This is a genomic window from Campylobacter sp. RM5004 (genome assembly GCF_022369455.1).
GTDB lineage: Bacteria > Campylobacterota > Campylobacteria > Campylobacterales > Campylobacteraceae > Campylobacter_E.
Map to the genome: position 1 here is coordinate 1,532,319 of NZ_CP059599.1, position 11,824 is coordinate 1,544,142.

11 protein-coding genes and 1 tRNA gene are annotated in these 11,824 nt (G+C 30.2%); 3 read left to right on the plus strand and 9 right to left on the minus strand.

Features of this window, described 5'->3' with window-relative positions; genetic code table 11:
* Positions 1-29: 29 nt before the first annotated feature.
* The 9 genes from AVANS_RS07625 to mraY all read right to left on the minus strand — a co-directional run bounded on the left by AVANS_RS07625 (position 30) and on the right by mraY (position 8,379).
* On the minus strand, positions 30-1,208 hold the full coding sequence (locus AVANS_RS07625; protein ID WP_345772312.1) for an amidohydrolase: 1,179 nt from the start codon (positions 1,206-1,208) through the stop codon (positions 30-32).
* Positions 1,199-1,963, minus strand: a complete 765-nt coding sequence (locus AVANS_RS07630; RefSeq protein ID WP_239817291.1) for a pseudouridine synthase — start codon at positions 1,961-1,963, stop codon at positions 1,199-1,201. Before AVANS_RS07630 ends, AVANS_RS07625 begins: the two co-directional genes overlap by 10 nt.
* Positions 1,963-2,886, minus strand: coding sequence for a KpsF/GutQ family sugar-phosphate isomerase (locus AVANS_RS07635; RefSeq protein ID WP_239817292.1), 924 nt, complete (start codon positions 2,884-2,886; stop codon positions 1,963-1,965). Before AVANS_RS07635 ends, AVANS_RS07630 begins: the two co-directional genes overlap by 1 nt.
* A 9-nt stretch (positions 2,887-2,895) precedes the next feature.
* The gene (locus AVANS_RS07640; protein WP_239817293.1) at positions 2,896-4,800 is read right to left on the minus strand and encodes a ribonuclease J; all 1,905 of its coding nucleotides are present in this window, start codon (positions 4,798-4,800) and stop codon (positions 2,896-2,898) included.
* Positions 4,787-5,557, minus strand: coding sequence for a 16S rRNA (adenine(1518)-N(6)/adenine(1519)-N(6))-dimethyltransferase RsmA (gene rsmA, locus AVANS_RS07645; RefSeq protein ID WP_239817294.1), 771 nt, complete (start codon positions 5,555-5,557; stop codon positions 4,787-4,789). The genes AVANS_RS07640 and rsmA overlap by 14 nt, the downstream gene beginning before the upstream one ends.
* Positions 5,558-5,637: 80 nt before the next feature.
* A tRNA-Phe gene (locus AVANS_RS07650) sits at positions 5,638-5,713 on the minus strand.
* A gap of 36 nt (positions 5,714-5,749) precedes the next feature.
* Entirely contained in the window at positions 5,750-6,148 is a 399-nt protein-coding gene (locus AVANS_RS07655) for a hypothetical protein (protein ID WP_239817295.1), read from the minus strand.
* The gene (gene murD / locus AVANS_RS07660; protein ID WP_239817296.1) at positions 6,141-7,328 is read right to left on the minus strand and encodes a UDP-N-acetylmuramoyl-L-alanine--D-glutamate ligase; all 1,188 of its coding nucleotides are present in this window, start codon (positions 7,326-7,328) and stop codon (positions 6,141-6,143) included. The genes AVANS_RS07655 and murD overlap by 8 nt, the downstream gene beginning before the upstream one ends.
* Before the next feature lie 4 nt (positions 7,329-7,332).
* On the minus strand, positions 7,333-8,379 hold the full coding sequence (gene mraY, locus AVANS_RS07665) for a phospho-N-acetylmuramoyl-pentapeptide-transferase (protein WP_239817297.1): 1,047 nt from the start codon (positions 8,377-8,379) through the stop codon (positions 7,333-7,335).
* Between the two features lie 98 nt (positions 8,380-8,477).
* Here mraY and thiD point away from each other — a divergent pair, with 98 nt between their 5' ends.
* The 3 genes from thiD (at position 8,478) to AVANS_RS07680 (ending at position 11,617) form a co-directional block, all read left to right on the plus strand.
* Positions 8,478-9,260 carry a bifunctional hydroxymethylpyrimidine kinase/phosphomethylpyrimidine kinase gene (gene thiD / locus AVANS_RS07670; RefSeq protein ID WP_239817298.1) on the plus strand — a complete coding sequence of 261 codons (783 nt, stop codon included), beginning with the start codon at positions 8,478-8,480 and terminating at the stop codon, positions 9,258-9,260.
* 163 nt (positions 9,261-9,423) lie between these two features.
* Positions 9,424-10,698, plus strand: coding sequence for a hemolysin family protein (locus AVANS_RS07675; RefSeq protein WP_239818546.1), 1,275 nt, complete (start codon positions 9,424-9,426; stop codon positions 10,696-10,698).
* Positions 10,691-11,617: an exopolyphosphatase gene (locus tag AVANS_RS07680; RefSeq protein WP_239817299.1), complete on the plus strand. Its 927-nt coding sequence runs from the start codon at positions 10,691-10,693 to the stop codon at positions 11,615-11,617. The genes AVANS_RS07675 and AVANS_RS07680 overlap by 8 nt, the downstream gene beginning before the upstream one ends.
* Positions 11,618-11,824: the final 207 nt, after the last annotated feature.

The following is an 11,824-nucleotide window of genomic DNA, read 5'->3' on the forward strand; positions in this document are numbered from 1 at the left end:
TTTTAAAAACAAGAATTTGAATTCGGAATTTAATCTTTTAAATAGTCTAAAACTAAAGTAGAAAAATACTTGCTAGCAAGCAATAAAACTTCATCATTAAAATCATATTCAGGATGATGAAGGTTCGCACTATCGCCATTGTTTATGAAAGCATAAGTTCCTTTTACCTCATCTAAGAATGCTGAAAAATCTTCGCTACCCATTAAATGCGGATGATTAAACTCGCAATCATTTTCACCAAATGCTTTTATAGCTGCATTTTTTGCAATGTCGTAAGCTTCATCATTATTTATTGTTGCTTTTATATTTTCTGCTCTTTTAACATTTACTTCTACATTAAATGCTGCTGCAATGCCTTTTGCAATTTCGTTAATTCTTTTATGAATAAAGCTAAGCTCATCATTGCTAAGCCCTCTTACGTTTATCATAACACTTGCTTCATTTGGAATAATATTAAACGCTTTTGTTGTTCCTGCTAAAAAGCCTGTAACATTTAAAACACTATCTTTTAATTCAAGAGATTTAAAAGTATATAAAGCATTTACGAAATTATTTGCAACACTTATTGGGTCTTTACATAAATGTGGAGCTGACGCATGTCCGCCTAAACCTATAAAATCAACCCTATAAGCACTAACTCCAGCCATCATAACGCCGCGCTTCATAAAAAACTTTTTGTTTTCATAGCCTTTCATTTGAGAGCTTGGCATATTGTGAATTCCATAAATATAATCAACCCTAAAGCGTTCTAATGCTTTATCTTTTATCATTCTCATTGCACCACTTAATAATTCTTCATCACAGCATTCTTCAGCAGGTTGGAAGAATAAATTAAGTGTTCCGTTAAATTCAGCACTTGCTAAATACTTTGCAGCCATTAAAAGCCCTGCAGTATGTCCATCATGTCCGCATGCGTGCATACAGCCGTTTTTACTTGCATATGAAAAATTATTGCATTCATTAATACTAAGTGCGTCCATATCTGCTCTAAGTCCTATGCTTTTAGCTGAATTACCCTTTTTAAGCACTCCTACAACGCCGGTTTTTCCAATGCCTTCATAAACTTCGTATCCAAATTCTTTTAGCTTATTTGCAACTAATTTTGCTGTATTTAGCTCATTAAATCCTAGTTCTGGATTTTGATGAATAAAATGTCTTAATTCTTTAAATTCCTGATACAAATTCTCTAAATTTTTCATTAGTAATATACCTTATTTTCTTTTAAAAAGCTTCTTAAGTCTTCATACTCGCTATTTGTTAAAAATCTATATTTTTTAGGTTTTAAAACACCTAAATCAACCCTACCAAAAGCTACTCTTTTAAGCTCAACAACTTCTAAATCAAACTCAGCAAAAAAGCGTCTTAACTCTCTATTTTTACCCTCATCAATTATAACTCTTAGCTTTGTATATCCGCCACTACTTCCAAATATTTCGTATTCTAAAAATGGCTTTAAGCTAAGATTTGTGATTTTACTTTTTGGGTGTGCTCCTTTTAAGCTATTTACGATTTCAAGCCCATTTTCCATAGCATTGATTACTTCTTTTGTGATAGTTCCTTTAATTTTTAAATAATATTCACGCTCTAGGTTACTTTGCATTAAAAAATCCGCTATCACAGGACTATCAACTAATAAAAGTATCCCGGTAGATGCGTAATCTAGTCTTCCAACAGGATTAAAATGTCTAAAATCTCTTGGTAAATTATCAAATATCAAAGCTCTTCCACGCTCATCTTTATGACTTACTAATTCGCCTTTATCTTTGTGATATACGATTACGCTAAATTCGCTTTTTTTATAAATTCTTTTACCTTTTACAAAAACTTTATCATCAACTCCAACTTCGCTCCAGTCTTCTAAAACGACTTTATTATTGATTTTTACTAAACCTTCTTTAATTAGCTTATCAGCTTCTTTTCTTGAATATTTGCTATTGTGTGCAATAAATTTATTAAGTCTCATCACTCATCCAATAATTGTAATAAACCTATTATTTTTTCATCTTCAACAACTACTAAAATAGATATTTTGTTCTCTTTCATATAAGAAAACGCCTTGTGAGCTAGCTCTGTTTTTATTATTGTTTTAGGATTTTTACTTGCGTATGTTAAAGCTAATTGCTCTAAAGAAAAATCTTCTTTTGCCATTGCTCTTCTTAAGTCTCCATCGCTTAAAAATCCAAGTAATTTTTCATTATCAACTATTAAAGCACAACCAAAACTAGCCTTACTCATACATAAAATTGCTTCTTTTAAATTAGCGTCTTTATTAATAATAGGAAGATTATTTTTATGCATTAAATCACTTACTTTTACATAATATCTCTTACCTAAAGCTCCACCAGGATGATTTATACCAAAATCACTTACACTAAAATCTCTTAAAGCAATTACACAAGCTAGTAATGCGTCTGCTAAAGCTAGTGTTAGGGTTGTTGAGCTAGTTGGTGCAGGTAGATTTGTGATTGCTTCATTACAATTTGTTGCGATATTAAATAAGCATGAATTAGCTAGTGGAGAATTACTTTGCGAAATGCTAATTAAAGTGCAAGCTCTATCTTTTAAAAAAGGAATAATTTTTAAAACTTCTTCGCTTTTTCCACTAAATGAAATTAAAATCACTAAATCTTCTTTAGAGATATTTCCTAAATCTCCATGCATTAACTCACTTGCATGAATAAAAAACGACTTTACCCCACAACTAGCAAATGAAGCAGCAATTTTGCGTCCAACTATGCCACTTTTACCAACTCCAACCACTATTAAATTGCCTTTGCAATCATTAACTAAATTAGCAATTTTAATAAAACTCTCATCTAAACTTAAAGCTGCTTCTTCTAAAGCGAAAGCTTCTCGCTTTAGAATGTTTTTTGCAATTTCTAGCATAATTTATCCTTAATGTATATTTAATAATAAATATGGATATTTCTTATACTTTTTAAAGAAATACTTTTTAAGTGCGTTTCTTAGTGCTGGCTCAAAAGCTTTTTTGTCTTTCATAATGCCTTCTTTTGCATCTGCAATGAATAATTTAATGTAATTACTCACATCAGTTCCAAAATCTTGAGCTAGTTTATTTGATACAAGACCAAAATTTATAATATGTGCGTGATTTAGAGTTTTTGCACCCATATTTATATGAAGATTTAGCTGAACTATTCCATGCTCTGCTAGATTTTTTCTAGTATTTAATAAATCATCATGAACTTCTCTATCCACTTGATTATCTATATAAGTCTTTCCTGTTTTAACGCTCTTTAATTTTCTTAATTTATTCCAGCTTATTTCCATTTGATCGCCGTTATCTAATAAATAAATATTTCTTTCATTTACACCACAAGCAATCGCACTAGCTTTGTGTTTGCTAATATGAGAATATTCTCCATGAACAGGTAGAAAATACTTAGGTTTTACTAATCTTAATATCAATTTTTGCTCTTCAGCAGCTGCGTGTCCGCTTACATGAATTTCGCTAAATTCTTGATAAGCAACACTTGCTCCATGACGCATTAATAAATCAATTACACCTGAAACACTTGCTTCATTACCTGGAATTGCTTTTGCACTTATTATTACTTGATCGCTTGGTTTAATCTTTACATGCTTATGCTCGCTTGTTGCCATTCTATATAATGCACTCATACTCTCACCTTGTGAGCCAGTAGTAATGATTAAAATCTCTTCATCAGGGAATTTATCAAGCTCATCAGCACTTATGAAAATCTTTTTATCAAATTTTAAATAACCTAGCTCAATTGCTGTAAATAAGTTTCTTTCCATTGAACGGCCTATAATACAAACTTTTCTATTATAGTTTAGTGCGTGAGTAATTGCTTGATGAATTCTATGAATATTTGAGCTAAATGTACTCATTATCACACGACCCTTACAGCGTGAATAAATTAAATCAAATGTAGCCCCCACAGTGCTTTCACTCTTAGTTACACCTTCACGGTAACTATTAGTGCTATCACTAAACAGACATAAAACTCCCTTTTCGCCATAATAAGCTAAACGATGTAAATCACTCGCATAACCATCTATTGGAGTATGGTCTATTTTAAAATCTCCTGTATGAATGATAGTTCCTGCAGGTGTATTTATAGCTAATGCACAGCTATCAATAATACTATGTGTTATATGAATAAACTCAACCTTAAATGAGCCAATTTCATATATTTCACGCTTTGTTATAGGTCTAAATAGTTTGCACTTATCTTTAAGTCCGTGTTCGCTAAATTTATTTGAAATCATTCCTAATGGAAGCGGAGTTGCATAAATAGGAAAATCAAATTCTTTATAAAAATAAGGCATCGCTCCGATATGATCTTCATGAGCGTGAGTAATTAATACAGCTTTAACCTTATCTTTTATCTTTCTAATATATGAAAAATCAGGAACTACAATATCAACACCTAAAGTATCAGCATCAGGAAAGCTCATTCCAACATCAATGATAATTGCCTCATCTTCATATTCAATTACGCTCATATTTCCACCGATTGCACCTAAACCACCAAGTGGAGTGAATTTCACGCTAGCATTACCTTTATAATTAATCCACGGGCTTAATCTTTTTTCTTGAGCTTTTTCGTTTGCTTTCATTGATTCAGCTAAAGCTTTTTGCCAATCTAAATCACCTTTTAAAGAAGCTGGTAAGATTTTTTTCTTGCGTTTTTTCTTCTTTTTTGATTTTTTTTCGTCAATTTCTTCTTCTAATTCTTCTAAAAGTTCATCTTCATTTTCTGCGTTTTCATAACTTCTAGCTATTTTTGTCTTATTTAATTCATCTATACTCATTGTCATCCTTTAGTAATTTAAAAATTTCTAAGAATGATTTAACCGATACCTCATGAGCTCTTACATTTTCGTTTATTCCTAATAAATCTAATGCTTTTTTTACTTTTTCTTTATTTGAAAATGAGCTTAGCATTTTTTTTCTAGGTTGATTAAAGGCTGTTTTTATAAAAGCATTAAAGCCTTTTATATCCTTTTTATCCATTAAACTTGGCTTTTTAATAAGCTTAATTACGCTTGAATTTACTTTCGGCATAGGTACAAAAGCACTAGGTGGCACTTCACAAACTAGTGATTTTTCACAAAGTAATTCAGTAATTACGCTTAAAGCACAATAATCATCGCCAAAAAATCTATCAGCAAGCTCTTTTTGAATCATAACAAGCATACCTGTGCAGTTATCATCAAACAAAGCATTTAGGATAATTTGCGAACTAATATAATACGGCAAATTAGCACATATAAAATAAGGCTCATCACTAATTTTCACGCTCATAACATCAGCATTAATTAATGTAAAATCTCCACTTAAAATCTCTTTATTAAAACGCTCATTTAAAATAGGTATCAAACTATCATCTATTTCAATACTAGTGAGCTTAAAACCACTTTTAAGTATAGGAGCAGTTAAATCACCTAAGCCAGGCCCAATCTCAATTAAAATTGACTTTAAATCTTTGGGTATCGCTTGGATGATCTGCTGTTTTACTAATTCATCTTTTAAAAAATTTTGTCCGAATTTCTTTTTTGCCTTAATCATTGCAGGAGTATAAAGAAAAATATTTAATACTTAGAAAAAAATAAAAAAGATTAAAAATAAAAAAATGGGAAAAATAAAAATGGTGGTTAGAGGCAGAATCGAACTGCCGACACGCAGATTTTCAGTCTGCTGCTCTACCGACTGAGCTATCCAACCACCTGAAGTAAAAGCTTGAATTATATGCAAAAATTCTTAAACTTTGCTTAAAATATTTTCTAAAGCAAAAATTTGTTGTTTTAAAAATGAATAATTTAAAATAGAAAGTATAAAAACCACAATACTTGCAATTGTTAAAAACGAAATTCCTATTTCAAATTCCGTGAAAAATAATGCTATAAAAAGTGCAAGGCATATTATAAATGTAATAAAAATTGCTCTTTTTTGCCTTGCTTTTGCATTTTTAAAATTATCTTCTTCTTTATTCTTAAATAAAATTACTCTATCAATAGCAACTACGAAATAAGTATTATTAGGATTTTTTAATTCATCTTGCAGTAAAAATTCTTTATTTTTATAAATTAATTTATTTTCTTTTATTTCATAATCGCTATTTATTAAAGCACTTTTTGCAAGTCTTAAAAAACTAAACATCAAGCTCTTTCGTATATTTTATAAACAAATCCCCACGCTCAGCATAAGAGCTAAACTCATCTAAGCTTGCACACGCAGGACTTAATAAAGCGATTTCATCTATTTTTAAATCTTTATATATTAAAGCAACAGCTTCTTTTAAATTCGTTCTAATAGGATTAAATCCATTTGCCTTTGCAATGTCGCTAAAATCTATCTTTCCTATCAAATAAAGCTTTGTATTTTTAGGTAAATATTTAAAAAACTCATTTAAATCTTGACCTTTAGCATCTCCACCTGCAATTAAATGTAAGGGTTCTTTAAAGCTATTAATCGCTGCAAGTGCTGCAGAAATATTTGTAGCCTTGCTATCATCAATCCAAGTTCTATTTTTACTATCTTTAAATACTTCAACCCTATGACGACCGATTTTAAATAAACTTAATTTATCATATTTAATCTCACCACTAATTATTTTTGTGGCTGCTAATGCTAAACACGCATCTAATAAAAACGGCTCTTTATAGTTTAATTTAGACAAATCAATATCAAAAGTTTTTGCTAAATCGCTTGAGTTTTCATAAAAATATTTAATACATTTTGCATTCTCTAAATATTGTTTATATTTTTTAGGAACTATTACGCTAGCAGTTTTATTCATTCTAAAAACCAAATCAAGCTTTGCTTTTTCGTAATTACTAAAGCTTCCATGCCAACTTATATGATCATCACAAATAGGGAGTAATACATAAAGCTCAGGTCTTGCAACCTTAGTATAATGAAGAGCAAAAGAGCTCATCTCAAGCACTACTAAAGGTGCTTTAAGATTCATTAAAGCCAAAGGTTTTCCTATATTTGCTCCAGCTTCAATATCTAATAAATGAGCTATCATCTCAGTTGTTGTAGTTTTGCCATTTGTTCCACTTACCCAAATACTAAGCCCTAAAGCTTCATTGTAAAAATCAATCTCGCTTGTAAGATTTCTTGCCTTTTTGCATAAAATATGATTAGGAGCAATTCCAGGGCTTACAACTTCAATGCTACTTAGCTCAGGATTAAACTCATTTACAGGCAAAAGTTTATTGCCAAACTCATCTTCACTAGCTGCGCTAAATTTATCATCATATATATTCCACTCGCCTTTTTTGTAAGTGCTAGTAATTGCTTTAGCAACATTTCCATATCCAAACATTGATAACATAATCTCACCTTAATTTAATAGTAATTAATGCAAACACATTGCATAAAAACGCAATTAGCCAAAATCTAACGATTATTTTATTTTCACTCCAACCGATTTGCTCAAAATGATGATGAATTGGTGCCATTTTGAAAATTCTTTTATGAAAAATCTTAAAGCTTCCAACTTGTAAAATAACGCTAATTGTCTCAAGAACAAAAACAAAACCTATTAATATAAGCAAAATTTCATTCTTTGAAATAATCGCTAAATACCCAACAATAGCTCCTAATGTAAGCGAACCACTATCTCCCATAAATACTTGCGCAGGATGGCAGTTATACCATAAAAAGCCTAGTAAAGAGCCAATTAATGCAAGTGCAATTACAACGCATTCTTCAGCACCGCTAACCTTAGGTAATAATAAATAATTAGCATATACAGCATTAGAACTAAGATATAAAAACACAGATAATGTAAATAAAGAAAATACACTAGGAACACAAGCAAGGCCATCAAGACCATCGGTTAAATTAATAGCATTTGAGCTTGAAATTAATACCAAAATCCAAAAAATTAAAGCAAAATATTTCATATCTATTATTGGATATTTATAAAAAGGAACGAAAAGCTCCGTGCTAAAATCACTAAAAATCATAATAGGAAGTAAGGTAATTAATGAAGCAATTATCATTAAAAGCATTTTTGAGCGTGGTTTAAGACCTGCTTTATTAGCCTTTTTTAAAACCTTACCTAAATCATCAATAATTCCAATCGCTCCAAAGCACACTAAGCACAAAAACGCAGAAATACTATAAACATTAAAAGTAGCAAAAATAAGGCTTGAAAGAAGTGTTGAGCCTAAAAATATCACTCCGCCCATTGTAGGGGTATTGCACTTTTTTTGATGAGTTTTTGGAGCATCACTTAAAATAGGTTGATTTGCACCTATATTTTTTGCCCAAGAAATAAAAAGTGGCATAATAATTAAAGTCATAAAAAAAGACAATAAAAAAGCTAAAAACGCCCTAACGCTAATGTATGAAAATAAGTTTATATCAATGTTAAACATATTTGTTCCTAAAAAATTAAATAAAAAAGGCAAATATTATAATAAAATTATAAATTTTTAAGTATTATTTCGCTTCTAATTCATATTAAGGAGCTTATATGTTAAATCCAGTTCTAACGATTGCAGGTAGTGATTGCAGTGGGGGTAGCGGACTTGAGGCTGATTTAAAAACTTTTACAATGCATAAAACTTTTGGAATGGCAGTGGTTTTAGGTGTTTATTCTGTAAATACTCAAGGTGTTTATGGTGCTTGTGTTATGGATAAAGAAATTGTTGCATCTCAATTTGATGCAGTTTTTAATGATATAAGACCAAAAGCTCTTAAAACAGGTTTAATGGGAGATGCTGATTTAATTAGATTAATCACTGCAAAATTTAAAGAATTTAAGCCAGAAAATATAGTAATTGACCCTGTTATGTTTTCAAAAAGTGGTTTTAGACTAATTGGCGATGAAGATTTTAAATTATATGTAGAAGAATTCATACAATTTGCCGATGTTTTAACACCTAACAAACTTGAAGCTGAACTTCTTTGTGGATTTAGCATTGATTCAAAAGAAAAATTAAAAGATTCAGCTAAAAAACTAATTGATTTAGGAGCTAAAAGCGTTTTGGCTAAAGGTGGAAAATATTTTGATTTAGCAGTGGATTATTTTTATGATGGAAAAGATTTTCACGAACTTTGTGGTAAAAACTTGCAAACTTCAAACGACCACGGAGCAGGTTGTACTCTAAGCGCTGCAATTGCTGCAAACCTAGCAAATGGCTTAGATAAATTAAGTGCAGTTGCAAATGCAAAAATTTATACTCAAAATGCAATGGAAAACGCACCAAAATTAGGTGCTGGAAGAGGCCCTTTAAATCATATGTTTGATTTATAGAATTTCATTTAGGAATTTCAAATTCCTAAATGAAATTCCTAAGCAAATTATCTAAAAAATAGCTTTATTTATCTTACTTACTTATTTTTAAGCTTGTGAGTTTATAATTTTTGTTTTTATTTTGAAAAAAGGAGATTTTTTGGACCCCAGTTATACAGCTTTAATGCTGTTTTTAGCATTATTTTGTGTTTTTTTAAATGGATTTTTCGTGTTATCTGAATTTAGCATTGTAAAAATTAGAAAAAGTAAGCTAGAAGAATTTGTAAATCAAGGAAGAACTAACGCTAAATTAGCCTTAGAAATGTATAAAAACTTAGATACTTATTTATCAGCTACTCAGCTAGGAATTACTTTAAGCTCACTTGCTCTTGGTTGGTTGGGCGAGAGTTCTGTTGCGGTTTTATTAAACAAACTTTTATCTAATTTTAATGTAAATCCTATCGCAATTCATAGTGTTTCTGTTGTTATTTCTTTTATATTAATTACGCTTTTACATGTTGTCTTAGGCGAAATTGTTCCAAAAAGTATAGCAATAGCAAAAACTGAAACCGTTGTATTATGGATAGCAAGACCACTTTATTTATTTAGAATAATTTTTGCACCTTTTATTGCTACATTTGATTTTTTATCTTTATCAATTTTAAAAATGTTAAGAATAAAAACAAACGAGCATGCAGCTCACTCTGAAGAAGAAATTAAATTTATAGCAAGTGAAAGCCAAAAAAGTGGAGTTTTAGATGAATTTGAAACTGAACTTATCCAAAATGCAGTTGATTTTAGCGACATTGTAGCTAAAGAGATTATGACTCCAAGACGCGATATGATATGCTTAAACAAAAGCAATACTTATGAAGAAAATATAAAAATAGTTCATGATTATAAACACACTAGATTTCCTTTCATAGATGCTAGTAAAGATAATGTATTAGGTATGATTCATATTAGAGATTTATTAGATAATCAAAATAAAGACCTAAATGAATGTGTTAGAAAAGTTCTTTTTGTTCCTGAAAATATCAGTATTTCAAAGGTTCTAGTTCAAATGAATAAAGAGCAAATCCATACAGCAATAGTAATGGATGAATACGGCGGAACCGCAGGATTGCTTACTATGGAAGATATTATTGAAGAATTAGTAGGTGATATTAATGATGAGCACGATAAAAAAGAGCAAGATTATAGAAAAATAAATGATGATATTTATATCGTAAATGGAAGGCTTGATATTGAAAGCGTTGAAGAATTGCTTGATATAAAATATGATGATGAATTAGAAGAGCTAACCATAGGTGGATATATATTCAATCGCTTAGGGCATGTTCCTAGTGAAAAAGAGCGTTGTGAAGACGAACATTGCTATTATGAAGTAAAACAAATGCAATCAAATAGCATAAAATATTTAAAAATAATCAAAAAGCAAAGGAAAAATAATGAATAAATATAGATTAATAACTAGAAGTGATATGGATGGACTTGTATGTGCTGTATTATTAAAGCACATGGATTTAATTAGCGATATTAAATTCGTTCATCCTAAAGATATGCAAGATGGCACAATAGAAATTACAAGCAATGATATAGTAACAAACTTGCCGTATTGCCCTAATGCACATTTAGTATTTGATCATCATGAAAGCGAAAGTATTAGAAATGGTAAAGCTGATAATCATATTATAATACCTGATGCACCAAGTGCTGCTAGAGTTGTGTATGATTATTACACTAAACAAGGCGTAGAATTCCCTAAAGAATGGGATGATATGATGGTTGCAGTTGATAAAGCTGATAGCGCACAATTTTTAATGGAAGATGTGCTTGAGCCTAAAGGTTGGGAATTTTTAAGCTTTTTAATGGATAGTAGAACTGGTCTTGGAAGATTTCACGACTTTAGAATAAGCAACTATAACCTTATGATGGATTTAATTGATTATTGCAAAAATCACAAAATTGAAGATATTATGAAATTACCTGATGTTGTTGAAAGAAGTGATTTGTATAAAAAATACGAAAATGAATTTAAAGAACAATTAAAAAGATGTTCTAAAGTTTATAAAAATCTAGTTGTATTAGACTTAAGCAAAGAAGAGATTATTTATCCAGGCAATCGCTTTATGATTTATGCGCTTTATCCAGAATGCAATATCTCTATTCATAAAATCTTAGGCTTTAGAGGTCAAAATATGGTTTATGCAACAGGTAAGAGCATATTCAATAGAACTAGCAAAACAAACATCGGAGAGCTAATGCTAAAATACGGCGGAGGCGGACACGAAGCAGCAGGCACTTGCCAAGTATCTCACGAAGATGCCGAAAAAGTTTTAAACGAACTAATAGCAAAAATCAACGCAGACGGCTAATAATCACAATTCCTATTTGAGAATTTCAAATAGGAATCTAAATTACTTTACTTTTATAATAATTTATATTGTATCTTCACTATATACTAACAAACAATATAGTTTCTTATCAATATCGATATTAGCTTTTTAAACAAAAAAATAATTTTTCATTTGTTTATAGTTTAAAAGTTACCATAAACAAACGAAATTTAGTATCAAAAGTAA

What these genes read in the sequence shown, in the direction of transcription:
- AVANS_RS07630 (WP_239817291.1), bottom strand. Translation starts at nt 1,963, where the DNA reads ATGAGACTTAATAAATTTATTGCACACAATAGCAAATATTCAAGAAAA.
- AVANS_RS07635 (WP_239817292.1), bottom strand. Translation starts at nt 2,886, where the DNA reads ATGCTAGAAATTGCAAAAAACATTCTAAAGCGAGAAGCTTTCGCTTTA.
- AVANS_RS07640 (WP_239817293.1), bottom strand. Translation starts at nt 4,800, where the DNA reads ATGAGTATAGATGAATTAAATAAGACAAAAATAGCTAGAAGTTATGAA.
- rsmA (WP_239817294.1), bottom strand. Translation starts at nt 5,557, where the DNA reads ATGATTAAGGCAAAAAAGAAATTCGGACAAAATTTTTTAAAAGATGAA.
- AVANS_RS07655 (WP_239817295.1), bottom strand. Translation starts at nt 6,148, where the DNA reads ATGTTTAGTTTTTTAAGACTTGCAAAAAGTGCTTTAATAAATAGCGAT.
- murD (WP_239817296.1), bottom strand. Translation starts at nt 7,328, where the DNA reads ATGTTATCAATGTTTGGATATGGAAATGTTGCTAAAGCAATTACTAGC.
- mraY (WP_239817297.1), bottom strand. Translation starts at nt 8,379, where the DNA reads ATGTTTAACATTGATATAAACTTATTTTCATACATTAGCGTTAGGGCG.
- thiD (WP_239817298.1), top strand. Translation starts at nt 8,478, where the DNA reads ATGTTAAATCCAGTTCTAACGATTGCAGGTAGTGATTGCAGTGGGGGT.
- AVANS_RS07675 (WP_239818546.1), top strand. Translation starts at nt 9,424, where the DNA reads ATGCTGTTTTTAGCATTATTTTGTGTTTTTTTAAATGGATTTTTCGTG.
- AVANS_RS07680 (WP_239817299.1), top strand. Translation starts at nt 10,691, where the DNA reads ATGAATAAATATAGATTAATAACTAGAAGTGATATGGATGGACTTGTA.